The 23,223-nt window shown below is 74.7% G+C and carries 23 protein-coding genes; 12 read left to right on the top strand and 11 right to left on the bottom strand.

Going from position 1 to position 23,223, the window contains the following annotated elements:
- Positions 1-32: 32 nt before the first annotated feature.
- Entirely contained in the window at positions 33-926 is an 894-nt protein-coding gene (locus tag ACI78R_RS08015) for a glutamate ABC transporter substrate-binding protein (RefSeq protein ID WP_454555184.1), read from the bottom strand.
- A 20-nt stretch (positions 927-946) separates the two neighbouring features.
- The gene (locus ACI78R_RS08010; protein ID WP_073420585.1) at positions 947-1,702 is read right to left on the bottom strand and encodes an amino acid ABC transporter ATP-binding protein; all 756 of its coding nucleotides are present in this window, start codon (positions 1,700-1,702) and stop codon (positions 947-949) included.
- Between the two features lie 112 nt (positions 1,703-1,814).
- Between ACI78R_RS08010 and miaB the strand changes: the two genes are divergently transcribed.
- A complete protein-coding gene (gene miaB, locus ACI78R_RS08005; RefSeq protein WP_457040298.1) occupies positions 1,815-3,290 on the top strand; it encodes a tRNA (N6-isopentenyl adenosine(37)-C2)-methylthiotransferase MiaB in 1,476 nt (491 codons plus the stop codon).
- A 13-nt stretch (positions 3,291-3,303) separates the two neighbouring features.
- Here miaB and ACI78R_RS08000 read toward each other — a convergent pair whose 3' ends face one another.
- On the bottom strand, positions 3,304-3,807 hold the full coding sequence (locus tag ACI78R_RS08000) for a GNAT family N-acetyltransferase (protein ID WP_457040297.1): 504 nt from the start codon (positions 3,805-3,807) through the stop codon (positions 3,304-3,306).
- Positions 3,804-5,327 carry a DUF349 domain-containing protein gene (locus tag ACI78R_RS07995; protein ID WP_457040296.1) on the bottom strand — a complete coding sequence of 508 codons (1,524 nt, stop codon included), beginning with the start codon at positions 5,325-5,327 and terminating at the stop codon, positions 3,804-3,806. Before ACI78R_RS07995 ends, ACI78R_RS08000 begins: the two co-directional genes overlap by 4 nt.
- A gap of 40 nt (positions 5,328-5,367) precedes the next feature.
- On the opposite strand from ACI78R_RS07995, the gene ACI78R_RS07990 reads away from it, so the two are divergent.
- The 3 genes from ACI78R_RS07990 to dapF are packed head-to-tail and all read left to right on the top strand — an operon-like array spanning position 5,368 to position 7,897.
- Complete coding sequence (locus tag ACI78R_RS07990) at positions 5,368-6,075, top strand: hypothetical protein (protein WP_457040295.1); 708 nt, start codon at positions 5,368-5,370, stop codon at positions 6,073-6,075.
- The gene (miaA, locus tag ACI78R_RS07985) at positions 6,072-7,004 is read left to right on the top strand and encodes a tRNA (adenosine(37)-N6)-dimethylallyltransferase MiaA (protein WP_457040294.1); all 933 of its coding nucleotides are present in this window, start codon (positions 6,072-6,074) and stop codon (positions 7,002-7,004) included. Before ACI78R_RS07990 ends, miaA begins: the two co-directional genes overlap by 4 nt.
- A complete protein-coding gene (dapF, locus tag ACI78R_RS07980; RefSeq protein WP_457040293.1) occupies positions 7,001-7,897 on the top strand; it encodes a diaminopimelate epimerase in 897 nt (298 codons plus the stop codon). The genes miaA and dapF overlap by 4 nt, the downstream gene beginning before the upstream one ends.
- Before the next feature lie 6 nt (positions 7,898-7,903).
- Here dapF and ACI78R_RS07975 read toward each other — a convergent pair whose 3' ends face one another.
- Both ACI78R_RS07975 and ACI78R_RS07970 read right to left on the bottom strand, forming a co-directional pair.
- Positions 7,904-8,278, bottom strand: coding sequence for a nuclear transport factor 2 family protein (locus ACI78R_RS07975; protein ID WP_457040292.1), 375 nt, complete (start codon positions 8,276-8,278; stop codon positions 7,904-7,906).
- On the bottom strand, positions 8,275-8,964 hold the full coding sequence (locus ACI78R_RS07970; RefSeq protein WP_457040291.1) for a hypothetical protein: 690 nt from the start codon (positions 8,962-8,964) through the stop codon (positions 8,275-8,277). Before ACI78R_RS07970 ends, ACI78R_RS07975 begins: the two co-directional genes overlap by 4 nt.
- A gap of 76 nt (positions 8,965-9,040) precedes the next feature.
- Here ACI78R_RS07970 and ACI78R_RS07965 point away from each other — a divergent pair, with 76 nt between their 5' ends.
- Positions 9,041-9,649, top strand: a complete 609-nt coding sequence (locus ACI78R_RS07965; RefSeq protein WP_457040290.1) for a TetR-like C-terminal domain-containing protein — start codon at positions 9,041-9,043, stop codon at positions 9,647-9,649.
- A 37-nt stretch (positions 9,650-9,686) separates the two neighbouring features.
- On the opposite strand, the gene ACI78R_RS07960 is transcribed toward ACI78R_RS07965, so the two are convergent.
- A complete protein-coding gene (locus ACI78R_RS07960) occupies positions 9,687-9,902 on the bottom strand; it encodes a hypothetical protein (RefSeq protein WP_073420579.1) in 216 nt (71 codons plus the stop codon).
- 163 nt (positions 9,903-10,065) lie between these two features.
- Here ACI78R_RS07960 and hflX point away from each other — a divergent pair, with 163 nt between their 5' ends.
- The 3 genes from hflX to ACI78R_RS07945 all read left to right on the top strand — a co-directional run bounded on the left by hflX (position 10,066) and on the right by ACI78R_RS07945 (position 13,495).
- On the top strand, positions 10,066-11,562 hold the full coding sequence (hflX, locus tag ACI78R_RS07955) for a GTPase HflX (RefSeq protein ID WP_457040289.1): 1,497 nt from the start codon (positions 10,066-10,068) through the stop codon (positions 11,560-11,562).
- Between the two features lie 123 nt (positions 11,563-11,685).
- Positions 11,686-12,435: a phosphatase PAP2 family protein gene (locus tag ACI78R_RS07950; RefSeq protein WP_457040288.1), complete on the top strand. Its 750-nt coding sequence runs from the start codon at positions 11,686-11,688 to the stop codon at positions 12,433-12,435.
- A 64-nt stretch (positions 12,436-12,499) separates the two neighbouring features.
- Entirely contained in the window at positions 12,500-13,495 is a 996-nt protein-coding gene (locus tag ACI78R_RS07945; protein ID WP_457040287.1) for a hypothetical protein, read from the top strand.
- 70 nt (positions 13,496-13,565) lie between these two features.
- Here the strand turns inward: ACI78R_RS07945 and lexA are convergent, their stop codons facing one another.
- Complete coding sequence (gene lexA / locus ACI78R_RS07940) at positions 13,566-14,369, bottom strand: transcriptional repressor LexA (RefSeq protein WP_073420576.1); 804 nt, start codon at positions 14,367-14,369, stop codon at positions 13,566-13,568.
- Positions 14,370-14,661: 292 nt separating this feature from the next.
- Here lexA and ACI78R_RS07935 point away from each other — a divergent pair, with 292 nt between their 5' ends.
- The 4 genes from ACI78R_RS07935 (at position 14,662) to ACI78R_RS07920 (ending at position 20,083) form a co-directional block, all read left to right on the top strand.
- Positions 14,662-15,303: a LysM peptidoglycan-binding domain-containing protein gene (locus ACI78R_RS07935; RefSeq protein ID WP_457040286.1), complete on the top strand. Its 642-nt coding sequence runs from the start codon at positions 14,662-14,664 to the stop codon at positions 15,301-15,303.
- A 134-nt stretch (positions 15,304-15,437) separates the two neighbouring features.
- Positions 15,438-16,100 carry a hypothetical protein gene (locus ACI78R_RS07930; protein WP_457040285.1) on the top strand — a complete coding sequence of 221 codons (663 nt, stop codon included), beginning with the start codon at positions 15,438-15,440 and terminating at the stop codon, positions 16,098-16,100.
- A gap of 427 nt (positions 16,101-16,527) precedes the next feature.
- Positions 16,528-17,067, top strand: coding sequence for a transcriptional regulator NrdR (gene nrdR / locus ACI78R_RS07925; RefSeq protein WP_073420573.1), 540 nt, complete (start codon positions 16,528-16,530; stop codon positions 17,065-17,067).
- Positions 17,068-17,200: 133 nt separating this feature from the next.
- Complete coding sequence (locus ACI78R_RS07920) at positions 17,201-20,083, top strand: vitamin B12-dependent ribonucleotide reductase (protein WP_457040284.1); 2,883 nt, start codon at positions 17,201-17,203, stop codon at positions 20,081-20,083.
- A gap of 324 nt (positions 20,084-20,407) precedes the next feature.
- Here the strand turns inward: ACI78R_RS07920 and ACI78R_RS07915 are convergent, their stop codons facing one another.
- From ACI78R_RS07915 to ACI78R_RS07905, 3 genes are all read right to left on the bottom strand, one after another.
- The gene (locus tag ACI78R_RS07915; protein ID WP_457040283.1) at positions 20,408-21,163 is read right to left on the bottom strand and encodes a hypothetical protein; all 756 of its coding nucleotides are present in this window, start codon (positions 21,161-21,163) and stop codon (positions 20,408-20,410) included.
- Positions 21,164-21,297: 134 nt separating this feature from the next.
- Positions 21,298-21,987 (bottom strand): hypothetical protein, encoded by a 690-nt coding sequence (locus ACI78R_RS07910; RefSeq protein ID WP_457040282.1) that lies wholly within the window; start codon positions 21,985-21,987, stop codon positions 21,298-21,300.
- A complete protein-coding gene (locus ACI78R_RS07905) occupies positions 21,984-23,219 on the bottom strand; it encodes a hypothetical protein (protein WP_457040281.1) in 1,236 nt (411 codons plus the stop codon). The genes ACI78R_RS07910 and ACI78R_RS07905 overlap by 4 nt, the downstream gene beginning before the upstream one ends.
- Between the last annotated feature and the right edge of the window lie 4 nt (positions 23,220-23,223).

The raw sequence follows: 23,223 nt of genomic DNA, 5'->3' as shown, positions 1-23,223 counted from the left end.
GCGGGGAGACCCGCCCGGCGGCACCGCGGTGCTCAGTAGCGGTCGACCGACGGCGGCTCGGGGGCCTCCTCGCCGGTGATCGCACCGGCGGTGCGGTCCCAGGCGTCGGCCCAGCGGCCGTCCTCGAAGGACTCCTCGAGCACGTCGTTGACGAAGTTGCGGAAGTCGGTGTCGCCGAGCTCCATGCCGATGCCGTAGGGCTCCTCGGTGAAGGGGTTGCCCACGAGCTCGAACGCGCCGTCGCTGCCGGCGACCAGGCCGGTGAGGATGACGTTGTCGGTGGTGACGGCCTGGACCCCGCCGTTGCGCAGGTCGTCGGCGCACTTGGAGTAGACGTCGTAGGTCACGAGGTTGGCCTCGGGGTACTCGTCCCGGATCCGCTGGGCGGGGGTGGAGCCCTCGACCGAGCAGACCGTCTTGCCGGCCAGGTCCTCCGGGCCCTCGATGCCCTCGGGGTTGCCCTCGGCGACCATGATGTCCTGGCCGGCGACGTAGTACGGGCCGGCGAAGTCGACGACCTGCTTGCGGGCGTCGTTGATCGTGTAGGTGGCCACGACCATGTCGACCTGGCCGTTCTGGATGAACGGCTCACGGTTGGCCGACACCGTCTCGGTCCAGGTGATGCCGTCCTCGGGGATGCCGAGCTCGGCGGCCACGATCTTGGCGATCTCGACGTCGAAGCCCTCGGGGGCGCCCGACTGCGGGTTGAGCAGGCCGAACCCGGGCTGGTCGTACTTGGTGCCGATGGTGATCGCGCCGGCCTCGTTGAGCTCGGCCATCGTCGAGCCCTCGGGGAAGTCGACGTCCTCGGCGGCGGTGGGGGCGCTGGACGCCGACTCCTCGGCCTGGCTGCCCGCCTCGCTGGAGCAGGCGGCGAGGGTGAGGCCGAGGGCGGCGAAGGCCGCCACCTTCCGGGTGGTGCGCATGGGGTGTCCTCCCGTGGGTTCTAGTGGTTGAGGATCTTGGAGAGGAAGTCGCGGGCCCGCTCCGAGCGCGGGTTCGAGAAGAACGTCTCCGGCTCGGCGGCCTCGACGATCCGGCCGCCGTCCATGAAGACGACGCGGTTGGCCGCCCGGCGGGCGAAGCCCATCTCGTGGGTGACGACGACCATGGTCATGCCCTCGCGGGCCAGCGTCGTCATGACGTCGAGGACCTCGTTGATCATCTCCGGGTCGAGCGCCGACGTCGGCTCGTCGAAGAGGATCACCTTGGGGTCCATCGCCAGCGCCCGGGCGATTGCCACCCGCTGCTGCTGGCCGCCGGACAGCTGTGCCGGGTACTTGTCGGCCTGGTGGCCGACGCCGACCCGGTCCAGGAGCTCCCGCGCCCGCTGCTCGGCCTGCGCCTTCGACTGCCGGCGCACCTTCGTCGGGGCGAGCGTGACGTTCTCGAGGATCGTCTTGTGCGCGAACAGGTTGAAGCTCTGGAACACCATCCCGACGTCGCTGCGCAGCCGGGCGAGCGCCTTGCCCTCCTCGGGCAGCTTCTCGCCGTCGATGCGGATCTCGCCCTGCTGGATCGTCTCGAGCCGGTTGATCGTCCGGCACAGCGTCGACTTGCCCGAGCCCGACGGCCCGATGACGACGACGACCTCGCCGCGGTCGATCGAGAGGTCGATGTCCTGCAGCACGTGCAGCTCACCGAACCACTTGTTGACGCCGGTCAGCTGGACGAGAGGTCCTCCGGCTAGCTGGCTGGTCACCAGGAGGACCCTAGGGCCGCGCGGGGACGCGGTGGTCCCGGGGCCGTCACGATCCAGTAACGGAGTCGGTGACGCCGTGTGACCGGAGCCGCGCCGTACCCTCGATGCCGCCATGGGAACCGAGGTCGACAGCCCGCAGCGCACCTACCGCGTGCGCACCTACGGGTGCCAGATGAACGTGCACGACTCCGAGCGCCTCTCCGGCCTGCTCGAGGCCGCGGGGTACGCCGCCGCGCCCGAGGGGGCCGACGCCGACGTCGTCGTGCTCAACACCTGCGCGGTGCGGGAGAACGCCGACAACCGCCTCTACGGCAACCTCGGCCACCTGCGCCCGGTCAAGGACGCGCACCCGGGGATGCAGATCGCCGTCGGCGGGTGCCTGGCGCAGAAGGACCGCGGCGAGATCGTGCGTCGCGCGCCCTGGGTCGACGTCGTCTTCGGCACCCACAACGTCGGGTCGCTGCCGGCGCTGCTCGAGCGCGCCCGGCACAACGCCCAGGCCCAGGTGGAGATCGCCGAGGCGCTCGAGGTCTTCCCGTCCACGCTGCCCGCCAAGCGGGACTCGGCCTACTCCGGCTGGGTGTCGATCAGCGTCGGGTGCAACAACACCTGCACGTTCTGCATCGTCCCGTCGCTGCGCGGCAAGGAGGAGGACCGCCGGCCCGGCGAGATCCTCGCCGAGGTGCAGGCGCTCGTGGACCAGGGCGTGCTCGAGGTGACCCTGCTCGGCCAGAACGTCAACGCCTACGGCGTCGGCTTCCGCGACCGCGGCGCCTTCGCCGACCTGCTGCGCGCCACCGGCCGCATCGAGGGCCTGGAGCGGGTCCGGTTCACCAGCCCGCACCCGCGGGAGTTCACCGACGACGTCATCGAGGCCATGGCCGGGACGCCGGCGGTGTGCCACCAGCTGCACATGCCGCTGCAGAGCGGCTCCGACGACGTGCTGCGCCGGATGCGCCGCGGCTACCGGCAGGAGCGCTACCTCGGGATCATCGACCGGGTCCGCGCCGCGATGCCCGACGCCGCCATCACCACCGACGTCATCGTCGGGTTCCCCGGCGAGACCGAGGCCGACTTCGAGCAGACCCTCGAGGTGGTCCGGCAGGCGCGCTTCGCCAGCGCCTTCACCTTCCAGTACTCCAAGCGCCCCGGGACGCCGGCCGCCGAGATGGACGGCCAGCTGCCCAAGGAGGTCGTGCAGGAGCGCTACCTGCGGCTGACCGCCCTGCAGGACGAGATCAGCTGGGCCGAGAACCGCGCGCAGGTCGGGCGCACGGTGGAGCTGCTGGCCGCGGCGGGGGAGGGCAGCAAGGACGCCCGCACCGGGCGGATGAGCGGCCGCGCCCGCGACGGGCGGCTGGTGCACTTCGCGGGCGGCGAGGGCGTGCGCCCGGGCGACGTCGTCGAGACCGTCGTGACGGCGGCCGCGCCGCACCACCTGGTCGCCGACGGGCCGCTGCTGTCGCACCGCCGCACCCGCGCCGGCGACGCACACGAGGCCGGCACCCGGCCGACGACGCCCGGCGTCTCCCTGGGCATGCCGTCGATCGGCGTCCCCGCGCCGCTCCCGGCGACCGCCGGCTGCTGACCGGCAGCCGGCGTCAGCCCGTGCGCCGTCCCAGGCAGACGAGGCCGGGGCGTGGGTCCCACGGCGGGTGGTCGGTGAAGCCCATCCGGCGGTAGAGCGAGATCGCCGCGGACCGCCACTCCCACACGCTGAGCCGGAGCGTCCCGGTCCCGGCCTCCGCGCACCGCCGGACGGCGTCCCGGAGGGCCAGCTCGCCCAGCCCCCGGCCCCGCTCCGCCGGCTCGACCCAGAGCCGCTTCAGCTCGGCGGTCGACCGGTCCGGCGTCGGCGCGAGCACGTACGTGCCGACGGCGCCCGCGTCGTCGTCGAGGAGGAGGAAGAGCCGGCCGGTCGCGGGCCGCCCGGCGGCGATCTCCGCGCGGTACGCGGAGGGGAGCCGGGCGGTGTCGTCGACCGGGCGGCCCTTCTCGCGCTCGGTCGTGAGGTGGTAGGCGGTCAGCATCCGCCGGACGGCGGCGTGGTCGCCGTCGCCCGCCTCGCGCACACGGACCCCGGGGGCGTGCCCCGGCCCGGTCACCGCCGGGCGGCCTTCTCGGCCTCGGCCAGCCACTCGCGGCGGGTGGCCAGGTCGGCCTGCGCCTGCGAGATGCGCCGGGTGTCCCCGGACGCCTCGGCCTTGGCCAGCTGCTCCTCGGCCTTGGTCACCGCCGCGCGCATCGAGGTGACCATCGGGTTCTCCGGGGCGGTGCGCACCCGGCCGGCGTCGGCCGCGCCGCGCACCCGCTGCTCGACGGCCTGCATGCGGTCCTCCAGCGAGCGCATCGCGCCGCGCGGCACGTGGCCGATCGCGTCGTAGCGCTCCTGGATCCGCCGCAGCGCCGCCTGGGCGCCGCGCAGGTCGGTGGAGGGGTCGAGCTTCTCGGCCTCGGCGAGCAGCTCCTCCTTGGCCTGCTGGTTGGCGGCCTGCTCGCTGTTGCGCGCCTTGTCGGACTCGGAGCGGGCGCTGAAGAAGACGTCCTGCGCGGCGCGGAACTGCTTCCACAGGTCGTCGTCGCCGTCGCGGCCGGTGCGCGGCACGGCCTTCCACCGGTCCATCAGCGAGCGCATGGCGGCGCTGGTCGGGCCCCAGTCGGTCGACGCCGACAGCCGCTGCGCCTCGGCGATCAGCTCCTGCTTGGCCGCCCGCGCCTCACCGCGCTGCGCGTCGAGCGCGGCGAAGTGCGCGCCGCGCCGCCGGCCGAAGGCGTCGCGGGCCGCGGCGAACCGGGTCCACAGCGCCTCGTCGGTCTTGCGGTCGATACCGCGGATGGTCTTCCACTCCTCGACGATCGCCTTGAGGCGGTCGCCGGCGGCCTTCCACGACGTCGACTCCGCGGCGATCTGCTCCGCCTCGGCGGCCAGCGCCTCCTTGCGGGCGACCTGCGCGGCGCGGGCGGCGGCCTTCTCGGCGCGCGACTCGGCGGCCGCGGAGTCGGCGGTCTCCACCATCGCGCGGGCGCGGGCGGCCAGGCCGTCGAGGTCGCCGACGGCGGTGGCGGTGGGGATGGTCTCGGCGAGCGCCTGCGCCTTGGTCTTGATCTCCGAGGGGTTTCCGGTGTGCGCCTTGAGCCGCGCCTCGAGCAGCGACACCTCGGTGGCGAGGTCGTCGTAGCGGCGGGCGAAGTGCGCGAGCCCGGCGGCGGGCTCGCCGGCCTGCCAGGACCCGACGGCGCGCTCGCCGTCGGCGGTGCGCACGTAGACGGTGCCCTCGTCGTCGACCCGGCCCCACTGCGCGGGGTCCGAGGTGGCGGCCACCGCGGTCTCCGGGGCGTGCGGCACCGGGGCGGCCTGCTCCGGGGCGGCCTGCTCCAGGGCGGCCTGCTCCGGGACGGCCTGCTCCGGGGCGGCCTCGGCCGGGACCTCGGCGGGGGTCTCCGCGGTGGGCTCGGTCGTCGGCTCCGCGACGGGCGCCGCATCCGCCGTCGGGTCGGCCAGCGCGGCCGCCTCCGGGGTGGGGGCGGCGGGCGTCCCCGCGTCGGGGGTGACCGCGTCGGGACCCGCCGTCTCGGGCGTGGGGACCTGCTGCGACCCGTCTCCGGGGTTCTCCGTGCTCGACACGCACCGCAGTGTCCCACGCCGCATCCGCGACACTCGTGCGGTGAGCAGCCCGCCCGGCCCGACCGGCACGCCGCCCCTGTCGGTCGCCTTCTGCCCGTGCCCCCCGCTGCTCCTCCCGCGGGTCGCCGGCCGCGCCGCCGCGGACACCGCCGGGCTGCGCGCCGCCTGCGCCACGGCCCTCGACGCGCTGCTCGCGGCCGGTCCCGAGGTCGTCGTCCTCGTCGCCCCCGACGCCGAGGGCCGCTACGGGCAGGGCGACGCCGGGGACCTGCGCGGCTTCGGCGTCGACGTCGAGGTGCCGCTGTCCGGCGGGGTGCGTCCGGGCGGGCGCCGGACGCCGCCCGGCCTGACCGTCGGCGCCTGGCTGCTGGACGAGGCGGGGCACACCGGGACCCGGGTGGGCGCCGGCCCGCGGGACCTCGCCGCCGTCGTCGCGGGGCTGTCCGGGACGGTCGGCGTGCTGGCGCTGGGGGACGGGTCGGCGCGCCGCGGCGTCAAGGCGCCCGGCCACCTCGACGAGGCCGCCGCCCCCTTCGACGCCGCCGTCGCCGCCGCGCTCGCGACCGGGGACGCCGCCGCGCTGGCCGGCCTCGACGCCGCCGAGGGGGCGCGGCTGATGGCGGCCGGCGTGCCGGTGTGGCGGGCGGTCGGGGCGCTGCTGGCCGGGCGCCACGTCGAGGCGCGGCTGCTCGCCGACGAGGCGCCGTTCGGCGTCGGCTACCTGGTGGCGTCCTGGACCGCCCGGTGACCGCGGGGGGTGCGCTGCCGCCCGTGGTCGCGGTGGTGGGCCCCACCGCCACCGGCAAGACCGCGCTGGCGGTGGAGCTGGCGCAGCGGCTCGGCGGCGAGGTGGTCAACGCCGACTCCATGCAGCTCTACCGCGGCATGGACATCGGCACCGCCAAGCCCGACGCCGCCGAGCGCCGGGGCGTGCCGCACCACCTGCTCGACGTCTGGCCGGTGCGGCAGGCGGCGTCGGTGGCGGAGTACGCGCGGCTGGCCCGGGCGGAGGTCGACCGGCTGCGGGCGGCGGGCCGGCTGCCGCTGCTGGTCGGCGGGTCGGGCCTGTACGTGCGCGCCGCCCTCGACGACCTCGACATCCCCGGCACCGACCCCGCCGTGCGGGCCCGCCTGCAGGCCGAGCTGGAGGCGTCCGGGCCCGCTGCGCTGCACGCCCGGCTGGCCGCCGTCGACCCGGCCGCCGCGGCCGCCGTCCTGCCCTCCAACGGCCGGCGGATCGTGCGCGCGCTGGAGGTGGTGGAGCTGACCGGCGGGCCGTTCCGCGCCACGTTGCCCGAGCCGCGGCCGCACTACCCGGCCGTCGTCGTCGGCCTGGACCGGGAGGTCGCCGAGCTCGACGGGCGGGTCGCCACCCGGGTGGACCGGATGTGGGCGGCCGGGTTCGTCGCCGAGGTGGAGGCGCTGGTGGCCGAGGGCCTGCGGGAGGGCCCCACCGCCTCCCGGGCGCTCGGCTACGCGCAGGTGCTCGCCCAGCTCGACGGCGAGCTGACCCCCGAGGAGGCGCGCGAGCGCACGGTGTCCACCACCCGCCGTTTTGTCCGCCGGCAGCGGTCGTGGTTCCGCCGCGACCCGGCGACGGCGTGGTTCGACGCCGCCCGCCCCGACCTCGCCGGCGCGGTCGAGGCGCTGCTCGCCGGCCGTACGATCGGGCGGTGAGCGACCGGTTCCTCCTCGGGCACGGCACCGAGAACGACTTCGTCGTCCTGCCCGACCCCGACGGGGACCGCTGGCCCGAGGACCGCCTCGACGCCGCCCTCGTCCGGCGCCTGTGCGAGCGCCGGTCCGGCCTCGGCGGCGACGGCGTCCTGCGGGTGGTGCGCAGCCGGCACGTGCCCGACGCCCCCGCCGTCCTCGGCGATCACCTCGACGCGTGCGAGTGGTTCATGGACCACCGCAACGCCGACGGCTCGCACGCGGAGATGTGCGGCAACGGCATCCGGCTGTTCCTGCACGTGCTGGTCACCGAGGGCCTGCTCGACCGCGCCGCCTGCGCCGACGGCGTGCTCGTGGGCACCCGCGGCGGGCCGCGGCGGGTGGGCGCCGACGCGGGCGGCGGCTACTGGGTCGACATGGGCCCCGCCCGGCCGTTCGGGCGCGGCGAGGCCACCGTCGCCGGGCGGGCGTTCCCCGGCCAGGCGGTGTCGATGGGCAACCCGCACCTGGTCTGCCTGACCGACGCGGACCTCGGCACCCTCGACCTGACCGCCCAGCCGGGCTTCGACGACGGCCTGTTCCCCGAGGGCGTCAACGTCGAGTTCGTGCAGGTGCTGGCGAGCCCCGCCGAGGGCGCCGACGCGCACGTCCGCCTGCGGGTGCACGAGCGCGGGGTGGGGGAGACCCGCTCCTGCGGCACCGGCGCGTGCGCCACGGCCTACGCGGCGCTGGCCGCCCGGTCGCCGGAACCCGAGGGGCCGCAGCACGGCACGGTCGTCGTCGACGTCCCGGGTGGGCGGCTGACGGTCGACGTCTCCCCGGCGACGACGGTGCTGCGCGGCCCCGCGGTCGTCGTCGCGACCGGGGACCTCACCCCGGAGTGGCTCGGGGCCTGACGCCGGTCAGGATGGGGCCGGGGCGTCGTCGAAGAAGCCGGTCAGCCGGCGGATGCGGCCCTCGTCGTCGACCTGGACCACGTCGAGGCCGGTGAGCACCGTCGTGCCGGCGGCGTCGGTGATGCGCCAGTGGAACAGCGCGCTGTCGTGGTGGCGCACGGGGCGGCTGGTCACCTCCACGCGGCCACCGGCGAGCTGCTCCTGCGTCCCGGCGATGTGGTCGGAGAGCGCCCGGCGCCCGGTGACGTGGGCGAGCGGGTCGCAGTAGACGCCGTCGGGCGCCCAGGCCCGCTCGAGCAGGGACAGCCGCTCTGCGGCGTCGGTGGCGAGCCAGGCCGCCCCGTAGGCGTCCACGGGGTCGAGGTGGTCGGCAGTGGTCACGGGGTCTCCTCCGGGAGGACGGGGGTGCCGGTGAGGCCGGCGAGGGGGTCGGTGCCGCCGAGCGTGCCGGAGCTGCCCAGGACGGCACAGCGGAGGAAGCCGGTGCTCGGCAGCAGCCGGTGGGCCTCGTGCCGCGCGACCGCGGCGGCGTGCTCCGGCCGGTGGTAGGCCCACGTGACGGCGTCGCGCAGGGTGCGCCACGCGGAGAAGGTGAGGACGGCGCCGTCGTCCGGCGCCTGGACGAGCGCGGCCAGGGAGCCGGGGGCGTCGCGCACCTGCCGGCCCAGGACCCCGAAGCGCTCGAGGAACTCCCCGGTGCGCGCGGCGTCGTCCCCCAGCCCGGCCAGGGTGATCACGGCGGCGGCGCCGGTCACCTTCCCGCGGCGGGGGAGCCGGTCGAAGGGGCGGGCGCCGCCGGCGAGCACCGCGTCGCCCCGGTAGGACACCGGCTGGACGACGACGTGCCAGGCGGCGCGCACCGGGCCGCCGGGCGCCGGTGCCGCGCGCAGCGCCTCCACCGGGTCGTCCCACGTCCCGAGGACCGACCACCAGGTGCCGGGGTCCTCGGGCAGCTCGGCCCGTCCGGCACCGGCGATGCCGGCCTGGCTGGACGCGGCACCGGCGGGCCGCCAGGGGCACACCGCGGCCGGGGCCTCCAGTTCCAGGGCCGTCCACGAAACGTACACCGCACACCTCCTGTGTGAACGGCATCAACATAGGCCGAGGTGTGAACGGCGTCAACATCAGTGGCAGGATGCGGTCGTGACGGCGCGGGCGACCTACCACCACGGCGACCTCAAGGCGGCGCTGGTCGAGGCCGCGGTCGCCGCCGCGCGGGAGGGGGGCGAGGCGGCGGTCGGGCTCAACCGGCTGGCCGCAGGCCTGGGGGTCTCGGCCTCCGCCGCCTACCGGCACTTCCCCGAGGGGCGGGAGGACCTGCTCGTGGCCGTGGGGGACGTGGGACGCCGGCGGCTGGCCGAGCGGCTGGCGGCACGGATCGCCGACGCCGACGCCGACGCCGAGCCGGCGCCGGGCACCGCGACGGCGGCGCGGCGCCGGTTCCGCGCCTCCGGCCGCGCCTATGTGGAGTTCGTCCTCGACGAGCCCGGGCTGTTCCAGGTGGCCAACCGGCACGACCGCGGCCGCCTGCCCGGCGCCGACCCGTTCGGCGTCCTGGAGGCATGCATCGCGGACCTGGTCGACACGGGCGTCCTCGACGAGGACCGGCGGACCGACGCCGCGGCCGCGGCCTGGGCCGCCGTGCACGGGCTGGCGGTGCTGCTGACCGAGGGCCCGCTGCGCCGGCTGCCGCCCGACCGCCGGGAGCGCGTGCTCGAGCGCACCCTCGACATGGTCGAGTCGGGACTGTGACCCGGCCGGGCCCGCAGCGGGACCCGGCCGGCTGCCGCTAGCGGTCGGCCGCGGGGTCGTCCGGGGTGTCGGCGCGGGTCTCCGGCTCGTCGGTCGGCGCCTCCGGCTTGTCGCCGGGGCCCACGTTGCCGGTGCCGCGCGGCTCGCCGCGACCGGTGTCCTGGTCGGCGCCGCCGAAGGGGTTGCGGGGGACCTCGAGGCCGGCGGGGTCGCGGCCCGGGTCCTCGATGCCCTCGCTGCTGCTGGTGCTCACGGGTGCCTCCTGGGGTCGGCGTCGTCGTCGTGGTCCTCGTCGCGCCCTACCCGGCTCCCCGCGGGATGCACCTGACCCGTTTCGGTGTTGTACCCGGCGTATGACGACTGCAGAGAAGACAACCCAGGTGACCGCCGCTCCCGCCCGTGTCACATTGGACGTGATGACGACCGCACAGAACCGCGCCGTGCTCGCCGACGCACAGGACCGGGCCGACCGTGCCGCCTCGCCGGCCGACGTCCGCCCCGCCCCGGCCGGGCAGTGGGACACCGGCGACGACGTGGACGGGACCACCGGCTCCTACGACCTCGAGGCGCGTGGCGCGCTGCGCCGCGTGGCGGGCCTGTCCACCGAGCTCGCCGACGTCAGCGAGGTCGAGTACCGGCAGCTGCGCCTCGAGCGCGTGGTGCTCGTGGGCGTCTGGACCGAGGGCACCCAGGCCGACGCCGACCGCTCGCTGGCCGAGCTGGCCGCGCTCGCCGAGACGGCGGGCTCGGAGGTGCTCGAGGCCGTGAGCCAGCGGCGCGACAAGCCCGACGCCGGCACCTACGTGGGCTCGGGCAAGGCCGCCGAGATCCGCGACATCGTGGCCGCGACCGGCGCCGACACCGTCATCGCCGACGGCGAGCTGACCCCCGGCCAGCTCAACGCGCTGGAGAAGATCCTCAAGGTGAAGGTGGTCGACCGGACCGCGCTGATCCTCGACATCTTCGCGCAGCACGCCACCAGCCGGGAGGGCAAGGCCCAGGTCGAGCTGGCGCAGATGCAGTACATGCTGCCGCGCCTGCGCGGCTGGGGTGAGTCGCTGTCCCGGCAGGCCGGTGGCCGCGTCGCCGGTGGTGGCGGCATCGGTACCCGCGGTCCGGGTGAGACGAAGATCGAGACCGACCGCCGGCGGATCCGCGCGCGGGTGAGCAAGCTGCGCCGCGAGATCGCCGGCATGGCCACCGCGCGCGCCACCCAGCGCTCGGCCCGCGGCCGCAACGCCGTCCCGAGCGTAGCGATCGCCGGCTACACCAACGCCGGCAAGTCGAGCCTGCTCAACCGGCTGACCGGGGCGGGCGTGCTGGTGGAGGACGCGCTGTTCGCCACCCTCGACCCGACGGTGCGCCGGGCCCAGTCGCCCGACGGCCGCGAGTACACGCTCACCGACACCGTCGGGTTCGTGCGGCACCTGCCCCACCAGCTCGTCGACGCGTTCCGGTCGACGCTGGAGGAGGTGGCCGGCGCCGACCTGCTGCTGCACGTGGTCGACGGCTCCGACCCCGACCCGCTCGGCCAGATCGACGCGGTGCACGTGGTGCTGCGCGAGATCGACGCCGCCGCGGTGCCGGAGCTGATCGTCGTCAACAAGGTCGACGCCATGACCGAGGACGACGTGCTCACCCTTCGTCAGGCGCTGCCCGGCGCGGTGTGGGTCTCCGCGCGCACCGGCGAGGGCATCGAGAAGCTGCGCGAGATCGTGTCGGCGCGGCTGCCGCACCCCGACGTCGAGGTCGAGGTGCTGGTGCCCTACGACCGGGGCGACCTTGTGGCCCGCGTGCACCGCGACGGCGAGGTGCTCAGCGAGCTGCACGAGGCGGCCGGCACCCGGCTGACCGCCCGCGTCGACGGGGGCCTGGCCGCGGCGCTCGAGCGGTTCGCCGTCCCCGTCGCCTGACCGCTCCTCCCGCGTCCCCTCCCGGCGTCCGCCCGGGTGTCCGGCCCCCGCCGGTCACCCGGGCGGCTCGCCGTCCCCCGTTCGGGAGGTCACGGGTGGGTCACGGGCCGGTACCGTGACGACGTGACCAGCGGCCGTGTCATGAGCGGCGCCGTGCGGGGCGGGACGCCGGCCGACGGCGACGCGTCCGTGCCGCCGCCCGCCGTGCGCGCAGGCCGGCCGCCGTGGTGGCTGCTGCTGGTCGCGTTCGCCGTGACGGTCGCGGTCACCGCCGACCTGCTCAGCCGCGGCGTCCTCGAGCGGCTGGACCTGCAGGTCTCGGAGGTCGTGAGCAGCTGGGACCTGCGGGACTCGCCGGCCTACTGGCCGGTCTGGGTGGTCACCCAGGTCGGCGGCCGCGGCACCATCCTCATCGTCTTCGCCGGGCTGGTGGCCTGGCTGTGCGTGCGCGGGCGCACCCTGCTGCCCCTGGTCCGGGTGCTCACCGCGCTGGTGCTGCTCACCGTCGTGGTCTACGCCTTCAAGTTCAGCACCGGCCGGACCGCCCCCGCCTACCCGGGGTCCTTCTTCCACCGCGACGGCGCCAGCTACCCCTCCGGGCACGTGGCCAACGCCGTGCTCATGTGGGGCGTCGCGCGCTGGCAGGCCGCCGAGTACGCCCTGCCCCCGCGCGTGCAGACGCTGCTGTGGTGGCTCGCCGTCGTCGGCCCGGTCGCCACCGGGATCGCGATGGTGTCGCTGGACTTCCACTGGGTCACCGACGCGGTCGTCGGCGCGGCTGTCGGGCTGCTCCTGCTGGGCGTGGTGCACGCACTCGACGCATCCGTCCTGTCACGCTGGGCGAGTGCCCGAGCCGGCCGTCCTCCCGCCTAGCGCGACCGCGCGCGCGGGACGGGCATCTGCCGCGGTCCTCGCGCCGGTCCTCGCGCTGGCCCTGGTGCCCGCGCTGCTCGCGGCTCCCGCCCGCGCGGAGGAGACGGCCGCGCCGTCGGTGCGCTGTCAGGTGACCGACCCGCGGCTGGCCGAGCTGTCCGGGCTCGTCGACGTCGGCGAGCGGATGCTGGCCATCCCCGACGGCGGGGACCAGGTGAGCGTCGCCGTCCTCGACGGCGGGTGCCAGGTCGTCGACGTGACCACCGCGCCGCTGGACCCCTACGACCCCGAGGACCTCGGCGTCGGCGCCGACGGCACCGTGTGGCTGGCCGACACCGGCGACAACAACGCCACCCGGGCGACCGTCGCGCTCATCGCGCTGCGCCCCGACGGCGGCACGGCGCTGTACCGGCTCACCTACCCGGACGGGCCGCACGACGCCGAGGCGCTGCTCGTGGCCCCCGACGGGACGCCGTACATCGTGACCAAGGAGGTGCTGGGCGCGAGCCACGTCTACCGCCCCGCGGCGCCGCTGGTCGACGGCGGCACGGTCGCGCTGGCCGACGTCGGGACGGTGACCTTCACCCTGACCGGCACGCCGGGCGGGCCGGTCGGCCGCGCGGGACAGCTGCTGGTGACCGGTGGCGCGGTGGCGCGCGACGGCAGCCGCATCGCGCTGCGCACCTACACCGACGCCTACGTCTGGCCGCTCGCCGGCTCCGACGTCCTGGCCGCGCTCGCCGGCGAGCCGGTGCGGGTGGCGCTCCCCGACGCGCCGCAGGGGGAGGCGGTGTCCTTCACCGCTGACGGCGGCGCGCTGCTGGTGGCGGGGGAGGGCCTGCCCGGGGACGTCACGCTCGTGCCCGTCCCCGCGGAGACGGCGGCACCCGCGACGCCCGCGTCGACCGCTGCCGGGCCGTCGGGCCTGCTCGACGGCGGCGACGACGGCACGCCCCCGCTGGCCGCGGGGCTGCTCGCCGCCGCGGTGGCCACCCTGCTCGTGTGGCTCGCCGGGCGGCTGCGCCGGCGGCGCTCGCCCGACCAGCCGCCCGCCGCCTGACGCGACCGCCCGCGGGTCGCCCCGGACCCGCCCGGGGTCCGGCGCGCGGGCCGGGCCCCGGGAGCTGTCGTCAGACCCGGCGCAGGACGGTGACCACCCGGCCGAGGATGGTCGCCTCGTCGCCCGGGATGGGCTCGTACGCCGGGTTGTGCGGCAGCAGCCACACGTGCCCGTCGCGCCGCTTGTAGGTCTTCACCGTGGCCTCGCCGTCGAGCATCGCGGCCACGATCTCGCCGTTCTCCGCGGTCGGCTGCTGGCGCACGACGACCCAGTCGCCGTCGCAGATGGCCGCGTCGACCATCGAGTCACCGGCGACCTTGAGCATGAACAGCGTGCCGTCGCCGACGAGCTCGCGCGGCAGCGGGAAGACGTCCTCGACCGCCTGCTCGGCCAGCACCGGGCCACCGGCGGCGATCCGGCCGACCAGCGGGACGTAGGTGGGGGCGGCCGTGCCGTCGGCGGCCGGGGCGGCCGGCGCCGACTCGGCGGCGGTGTCGCCGGGCAGCCGGACGTCCAGCGCGCGGGGGCGGTTCGGATCACGCCGCAGCCAGCCCTTCTTCTGCAGCACCGACAGCTGGTGGGCGACCGACGACGCCGACGACAGGCCGACCGCCTCGCCGATCTCGCGGACCGAGGGCGGGTAGCCGCGGCGCTCGATCGAGTCGCGGATGACCTCGAGGACCCGGCGCTGGCGCTGGGTGAGCCCGTCGCCGGCCTCGGCCCGGTCGGGGAAGGTGCGCACCGCGGCGGTGCCCGTGGCGGTGGCGGCGCCCCCGGCGTCCGCTCCCCGCCGGGCGGCCGGGCGGCGAGAGGCCGTGGTGCCCCGCGCCGTCTCGCCGTCCGTGCGCCGGCCGGTCCCGCTCGTGCCCGCCACGTCTCCTCCTCGCCGGCCGCGTGCCGCGACCTGGTCTCCTGCCCGGTTGCCGTGCCGCCCGGGCGGCCGCCCGGCTCCCGGGTGGACCGGGAGGGAGCGGACGGACGTCCCGCGGGGGACACCGGACGGACGGGGTGCTGGTCGGACCGTAGCGCCTCGGGGCCGCCACTTCAAACGTGTGTTCGAAACACCCGCGGTGTCGTGTCGACCTCGTCGGGGGCGTGCGGTAGACATCGCACAGACGTTCGAATCGAACGCGTGTTCGAGGGCGGTCGACGAGGAGGAGCGGGTCATGGGCGGCGTGCGGCAGGCAGTGCTCGAGTTCGACGCGGCGGTGCGGGTGCCGTGGCGGCCGCTCCTCGACGAGCGGGCATCGGCGCCCGCGGCCCGCCGGACGCCGCCGCGCCGGCCCACCGGCGCCGTGGGGGAGGCGGGCGCGCTGCCGGGCTCCGGTCCGCGCGTGGCCGGTCACCTGCGCCCGGTGCCCGACCGGCCGGCCGCCGCGGCGCCGCGGGCCACGGGTCCCTCCGCCGGTCCGGCCGCCGAGGCGTCGCGCACCCGGCGCGACCCGGCGCGGCCCGGTGGCCGCCCGGTGCGCGCCGAGCCCGCGCGGGGGTCCGGCCGCCGTCCGGCCGCGCCCGCCCCGGTGCCGGTCCGGCTGACCGGCCGCGGGCGGCGGCTCGTCGCCGTCCTCGTGCTCGCCGCCGGGGTGGGCGGCGCGGTGCTGGGCCGGGAGGTCCTCGCGCCCGACGAGGGGCTGCAGCTCGCCGCCGGCAGCAGCGTCGTGGTGGGGGAGGGCGACACCGTGTGGTCGATCGCCGCGGAGGTCGCCCGCGACGACCAGGACGTGCGAGCCGTCGTCGACGCGATCGAGGCGCTCAACGACCTCGAGGGCTCCGTCGTCGAGGTCGGCCAGGTGCTCCGGCTGCCCTGAGCCGGGTCCCGGGTGCTGAGGCCGGTGTCGGTGTGGTGGTCGGAGAAGTGACGAGAAGCGCGGCGGGAGTTCGTCAACGATCGGCCCCCGGTCGCTCACCCGCCGAGGTCGGATCGGCACCTACGGTCAGGAGCGTGTCAGCAGCCGTGAACAGCAGGGCCGCGGTGTCCTTCGGGTCCCCGCAGGACGTCGAGGTGCTCGTCGAGGGCGCCTGGGTGCCGGGCGCGATGCTCGGCTGGCGGCACGACGCGACGGGCGCGTGCGAGGCCTGGGTGCGACTGCGGGCCGACGTGCCCGGGGTCGTCGAGGGCGCCGGCACGTGGGTCGGCCTGGTCGACGTGCGGCTGCCCGAGCGCCACCTCGCGCTCGCCCCCGCTCCCGCCCCGGAGCCCGTCCTCGACCAGGGGTCCGGCGCGCCGGTCGGCGGGCGCCGCGCGTCCCGTGCGTCGCGCCGCTCCCGGCGGCACGGCGGCGACGTCACCGCCGAGCAGCCCGCCGTCGGCGCCGCCGGCGCCGGCCGCCACCGCGCGCCGGCCGAGGCCGTCCCCGGCCGGCACCGTGCGCTCACGACGGAGATGCCGGCGGTCGTCGTGGACCCTGCCGCCACCTCGGCCGAGACCCCGGCCGGGATCCCGGTCGCGGCCCCTGCCGTGGCGGCCCCCGTCGGTGACGCGACCGTCGTCGCGCCCGCGGTGCGCCTGCCCGCGCCCGAGCCCGACCTGCTCACCCGCCCCATCCGGCTCGGCGACCTCGTGCCGAACCCCCGCGGCGGCCGCCCGGCGGTCCCCACCGCCTGAGCGCGCTCCTCCCGGGACGTCCCGCGGGGGCCGGTCCGGCCGGCTCCCGCGTCCCTCCGGCGTGCCCGGAGGCGGTGCCCGGAGCAGCGCCCGGAGGCAGCGCCCGGAGGCAGTGCCCCGGCCGTCGCGTGTACGCCACCTCCCGGCCTCCCGCGCGCCGACACGCGCGGCGCCGCGGCGTGTCGTGTGACGGGTGGGAGAACTGCTCGCGCCTGGTCACCAGTGGGTCACGGTCTCGTCGCGCGGGAAGAGACACGCCCGGCGTCGTCTTGCAGATGTAGTGGAGGGCGGCCTACTGTCCCCCTACATCTAGTAGTTGCACCGATGGAAGTCCTCCACAGCTCGTCCTCAGGTCTTCCCCGGCGTCTCCACCGGATGTCCCCAGAGGGGTCCACAGCCCGACCGTCCGCGGAGGAGGTGAACCGCAGTGCGCTGCCCGTTCTGCCACAACGCCGACAGCCGGGTGATCGACTCGCGCGAGGCCGACGAGGGGGCCACCACCCGACGCCGCCGCTCGTGCCCGGCCTGCGGTCGCCGCTTCACCACCGTGGAGGAGGCGGTGCTCGCCGTCGTCAAGCGCAGCGGCGTCAGCGAGCCCTTCAACCGCGCCAAGGTCGTCGCCGGCGTGCGCCGCGCCTGCCAGGGCCGGCCGGTCGACGAGGACCAGCTCCAGCAGCTGGCCCAGCAGGTGGAGGACACCATCCGCGCCAGCGGCGTGGCCGAGGTCCCGAGCAACGAGGTGGGGCTGGCCATCCTGCAGCCGCTGCGCGAGCTCGACGAGGTCGCCTACCTGCGCTTCGCGAGCGTGTACCGCGCCTTCACCTCGGTCGAGGACTTCGAGAAGGAGATCACCGAGCTGCGGGAGCGCCACCACCGCGGCGGCACCCCGCCCCTGCCCGGCCTGCAGCTCGAGCCCCCGGTGCCCCGCCGCCGGGGCGGCGGGCGCAGCGCCCCGGCGGGCACCTGACCATCCCCGAGCACCACCCGCCGGCAGCGCCGCCGACGGCCCCCGCAGGACAGCCAGAACCGTCAGCACCACCCGCTAGAACAGGGGCGGCTCTCTTCCCCAGCCGCCCGCACCGATCACCAAGGGAGAGCTCGTGACCGAGACCGAGGACCGCGTGGCAGGCCGTACGCGTCGCGCCGCCGCCAAGGCGCCGACCCGGGGGAAGGGCCTGAAGATCAAGCGCGTCTTCACCACCGCCGGTGTGCACCCGTACGACGAGGTGACCTGGGAGCGCCGGGACGTCGTCATGACCAACTGGCGCGACGGCTCGATCAACTTCGAGCAGCGCGGCGTGGAGTTCCCCGCCGAGTGGAGCATCAACGCCACCAACATCGTCACGACGAAGTACTTCCGCGGCGCGGTCGGCACCCCGCAGCGGGAGACCAGCCTGCGCCAGCTGATCGACCGCGTGGTGCTCACCTACGGCGCGGCCGGTCGCGAGCACGGCTACTTCGCCACCGAGGGCGACGCCGAGGTCTTCGAGCACGAGCTGACCTGGATGCTCATGCACCAGTACTTCAGCTTCAACAGCCCCGTGTGGTTCAACGTCGGCACGAGCGCCCCGCAGCAGGTCAGCGCCTGCTTCATCCTCGCCGTCGACGACGAGATGGACTCGATCCTGAACTGGTACCGCGAGGAGGGCCTGATCTTCAAGGGCGGCTCCGGTGCCGGCCTGAACCTCTCCCGCATCCGCTCCTCCAAGGAGCTGCTGTCCTCCGGTGGCACCGCCTCCGGCCCGGTGTCCTTCATGCGCGGCGCCGACGCCTCCGCCGGCACCATCAAGTCCGGTGGGGCCACCCGTCGCGCCGCGAAGATGGTCGTCCTCGACATCGACCACCCCGACATCGAGGAGTTCATCGAGACCAAGGCGCGCGAGGAGGACAAGATCCGCGCGCTGCGCGACGCCGGCTACGACATGGACCTCGGTGGCAAGGACATCACCAGCGTCCAGTACCAGAACGCGAACAACAGCGTCCGCGTCTCCGACGAGTTCATGCGCGCGGTCGAGGAGGGCGACCCGTTCGGCCTGCGCGCCCGGCTCGACGGCTCGGTGATCGAGACCGTCGACGCCAAGGAGCTGTTCCGCAAGGTCACCCAGGCCGCGTGGGAGTGCGCCGACCCCGGCATCCAGTACGACGACACGATCAACGACTGGCACACCAACCCCGAGACGGGCCGGATCAACGCGTCCAACCCCTGCTCGGAGTACATGAGCCTCGACAACAGCTCGTGCAACCTGGCGTCCCTGAACCTCATGAAGTTCCTCAAGGACGACGGGACCTTCGACTCCCGGACCTTCGTCAAGGCCGTCGAGCTGGTCATCACGGCGATGGACATCTCCATCTGCTTCGCCGACTTCCCGACCGAGCCGATCGGCGAGACCACCCGCGCCTACCGCCAGCTGGGCATCGGCTACGCCAACCTCGGCGCGCTGCTCATGGCCACCGGCCACGCCTACGACTCGCGGGGCGGCCAGACGCTGGCGGCGGCGATCACCTCGCTGATGACCGGCACCGCCTACCGGCGCTCGGCCGAGCTGGCGGGCATCGTCGGCGCCTACGAGGGCTTCGCCCGCAACGCCGACGCCCACGCCCGGGTCATGCGCAAGCACGCCGCGGCCAACGACGCGATCCGCCCGGTCGGCGCCGACGACGCCGACGTGCTGCGCGTCGCCACCGCCCAGTGGCAGGAGTGCCTGGAGATCGGCGCGGACAACGGCTGGCGCAACGCCCAGGCCTCCGTGCTGGCCCCCACCGGCACGATCGGCTTCATGATGGACTGCGACACGACCGGCATCGAGCCGGACTTCTCGCTGGTCAAGTACAAGAAGCTGGTCGGCGGCGGCTCCATGCAGATCGTCAACCAGACCGTCCCGCGGGCCCTCAAGAGCCTGGGCTACCAGGACGAGCAGGTCGAGGCGATCGTCGAGTACATCTCCGAGCACGGCCACGTCGTCGACGCGCCGAGCCTGCGCCCGGAGCACTACGAGGTCTTCGACTGCGCCATGGGCGAGCGGGCCATCTCCCCGATGGGCCACGTCCGGATGATGGCCGCGGTGCAGCCGTTCATCTCCGGCGCCATCAGCAAGACGGTCAACATGCCGGAGACGGCGACCGTCGAGGACGTCGAGAACATCTACTTCCAGGGCTGGAAGCTCGGCCTCAAGGCGCTGGCGATCTACCGCGACAACTGCAAGGTCGGCCAGCCGCTGTCCGACGCCAAGGCCAAGAAGACCGAGACCGTGGCCGAGGTCGAGGCGGCCCCGGTGGCCACCACGTCGCACCCGGTGCGCCGCCGGCTGCCCAAGAAGCGCCAGAGCATGACGACGTCGTTCAGCGTCGCCGGCGCCGAGGGCTACATGACGGCCGGGATGTACGAGGACGGCAGCCTCGGCGAGGTGTTCCTCAAGCTGGGCAAGCAGGGCTCGACCCTGGCCGGTGTCATGGACGCCTTCTCGATCGGCATCTCGATCGCGCTGCAGCACGGTGTGCCGCTGGAGACCTACATCCAGAAGTTCACCAACATGCGCTTCGAGCCGGCCGGCATGACCGACGACCCGGACATCCGGATCGCCCAGTCGGTGATGGACTACATCTTCCGTCGCCTGGCGCTCGACCACCTGCCGGTCGACACCCGCGCCACCCTCGGCATCTTCAGCGCCGAGGAGCGCGCCGCGCAGGTGGCCGGGAACTACGGCTCAGCCTCCACCGCGGAGGTCGTCGAGGAGGAGGTCGACGTCGAGGCGCTGCGCGGCTCGGTGCCGACCGAGGCCGGCACCACGAGCGTGGCCAAGGAGAAGGTCACCCCCGGGGGCCCGAAGTCGATCAAGGAGGCCCACTCCTCGGCCGAGCTCCTCGAGCTGGTCACCGGCACCGCCACCGACGCGCCGCTGTGCATGACCTGCGGCACGAAGATGCGCCCGGCCGGCAGCTGCTACGTCTGCGAGGGCTGCGGCTCCACCAGCGGCTGCAGCTGATGACGGCTGTCACGAGTAGTGCACGGCGCTGTCGCGAATAGTGCACTAGTTGTCAGCAATAGTGCAGGACCTGTCACAGGTAGTGCAAAGCAACTGCTGGCTACAACGCTCGTGACGTAACTGAGGGGCGAGACTCGTATGGGTCTCGCCCCTCAGTGCTGCCGATTGCTGACTGCGCGAGCAGTCAGATCACGGGCTCGAAACCGTGGCCTTGGGTGATCGCCGTTGACGTCGGCCCAGGTGCCGCGTAGTTCCCCGACGAGGCAGGCGCAGCCCTCCAATCGGCGGCCGAGTCATCCGCGGCTGCGCCTATCGAGCGCGGGCTTAGCGCCAGGTCAGGTCGACTCCCGTAATCCCCAGCGGCAAATCCAGGTCCAACAACTCGTCGCCTCGGCCCGTCCAAGACGGCGTCTTCTTCGACCAGGGCGTCCACGTGCTGGCCTGAGCGCAGTCCAGTCCCGGCGACATGTCATCGGTGGCGGGCCAGTCCAAGACACGGACGGCGAGGATGCGGCAAACGCGGGCAGGAACCGTGATGCCGTTGAACCGGACGAAGCCGTACCTGAGCAAGCCGTTGAGATGTCCTTCCAGTGCGAGGGCTTGGTCGACGAGCCAAGTCATCGGCGGCTGACCGGAGTTGAGGCGGACCGTGGTCTCGTAGCGGGGAAGAAGGTCCAGCGCTTGTGCTGCCACTTCCGGCGGCACCGCGGCCAATCGAGTCTGGTTGGGCTGTGGCCACCAGTCGCCTTGCTCCGGCTGGATCTCCGAGACCTCGTAGGGCGCCAAGAGACGGTGCAGTGCGCTGGCCCGGGCTCGGTGATCGTGCAGTTCGACGAAGTGCAGCACCTCGTCCACGGACTTCAGCCACCGGCCACCGCGTGCGGCCGGGTCCCCTACCCAGGGAAAGGGCATGGCGGGCACGTAGGGCCGGAGTTGGCAGGCTTGGCACACCGCGAGATACGTCGGGCCGCTGACGTGCTGACCGGAGAGCCTGCGGATGCTCACCTGCCCGTCATCGCTGACGAAGCGGCTCCCCATCGCGAGCAGGGTGGTGATCGCCTGCCGGTCGTCGTCATGCATGGGCCTGCCTCCGGCCGGACGCCTCGCCAGCAAACGGACCTGGTGGCACCAGCGAGGCCGCTGCGCCGCTCGCAGGCTCGGCGGGGTGGGTGCTCAGGGCTGGCGACGCCGTGGTCAGGGCTGGGGGCACCGGTTCACCGGCTCATGTCGAATGCGTAGGCGACGTCGTCGGTGAGTTGCACTCGGGTGCCGACGCCGCTGCTGACGGTGACGGCTCCGCGGTTGGCGAGTGCGCCGACCTTGAGCATGCGATCGGTCGACATGTCGGTCGCGGACAGGGCGCCGCGGTAGGCGGCGTAGAGGACGCGCGCGGTGCCGTGGTCGATGCCGTCGTCGGCGTCCTTGTAGCGGGTGAGCCGGTCGAGGGCGTGGGTGGCGCTCTGGTCGTTGGCGCGGATGGTCACGCCCATGCTGTTGCGGTGCACGCGCAGCCCGATCGGGGTGAGCCGGGCGTTGAGGCCGGTGATGGCGTCGCGGAGCCGGTCGAGGTGCCAGTCGAGGGCTTGGGCGAGCCGGTCTTCGGGGTGCATCTGCTTCTGGGCGATGAGGACTTGGGCGAGGACGGCGATGTCGTCGGCTGGGGTGTCGTCGGGTGCATCGGCGGGCTCGGGGTCGAACAGGTCGCCCATGGTCATGCCTGCCTCGGTGGCCGCGCGGCGGAGGTCGGCGATGCTCACGCTGCCGTTGACCTCGTTGCGCAGCAGCATGCCGCGGACCGTGGCGTCGCCGAGGCCGGACTTGTCGCCGTAGGCGCGGTCGCTGAGTCCGGCGGCGAGGAGGCGTTCGCGGAGGGCGGCGCCGTTGACGGGGACGGTGGCGGTCACGCGGCCTCCTCGATGCGGTCGTCGGGAGTGGTGCTGGCCGGGCTGAGGTGATTGCCGACGAGGGGGAGGAGTGCGACGCCGAGGTTGTGTTGCCAGCGGTCGGCCTTCCTGGCGTCAGAGGGGATGTGGTTGGTGGGGGCGGGCAGGTTGAGTTCGGCGCCGATGCGGCGCAGGGCGTAGGTGAGGTGGCGGGACTCGGGGATCAACGGGGCGGCGGGGCTGGCGCCGGTGATCAACCGGAAGGTGCGCTGGGCGCGGAGGTAGAGCCGGGCGTCGTCGTGCAGGGGCAGATGGTCGATGTCGATGAGGGATCCGTCGTCGGTGACCTGGTCAATGCGGAGGGCGCGGATGTCGTCCTTGCTGAGGTTGGCGTCATGCAGGACGGCGGCGGCGGAGCGCCAGCACGTGCGGTAGGCGCGCAGGGAGCGCACTTCGGCCGGGGTCATGCGGCGGTGCTCGGCGGCGGCCACGCCGTGCAGCAGCGTGTCGATGTGCACCTTGAGCAGCAGGCCGCGGGTAAACAGCGCGGCCTGGGCGGCGCGAGCGATGACGAGCGCCTCGCCGGGCGTGCGGTGAGCCGCGATGAGTGCGGTGAGTCGTGCGGCCGTGTCCTCGGCGGTGGTCGGCGGTTCAGCGGCAAAGGGGCGGAAGGTGTCGCAGTAGAGGCGATCAACCAGGGCGAACTGCTCGGGGCGGAGGACGTCACGGAGCCGGGCGCGGAAGGCGTAGAACTCGCAGCGGGGGAGGTGCTGCGGAAAGTCGTCTGCGGATTCGGCGGCGACAGGGCGCCCAGCCCGGCGTACGTCAGCCATGAGGGCGGTCAGCCGCGGGAGATCGATGCTGGTGCCGCTGCGTGCGGTCGCCCAGTCGGCGAGGTGTTCGCCGCCGGTGTCGTCACAAGTGAGGACGAGGTCGGCGCCGACGCTTGCACACAGGTGCTCCAGGTCGTCGAGTACCTCGGTGCTGGCGATGTTGTCGGCGAACCGGATGACGACGAGCCGTACGTCGTAGGCCGTCAGCCAGGCGTGGGCGTATTCGAGGTCTTCGCCGTGGCGGCGACCGGAGCCGTAGAGGTCGGGGTCGGCGCCGAGGCAGGCGAGCAGGTCCTGCCCGACGGCCCAGGCATGTTGTGCGGGGCGGGCGGTGAAGGTGGCGATGCCGGTGTCCGGGTCGGTCGGGGGCAGCAGGGACCGGGCGGACTGGCCAGCCGGTAGGGGCACGAGGTAGGTCATGGCG

This window comes from Geodermatophilus sp. SYSU D01106 (assembly GCF_054049995.1).
The sequence above is the reverse complement of the archived record's forward strand: the minus strand, read 5'-3'. Positions and strand labels throughout refer to the sequence as shown.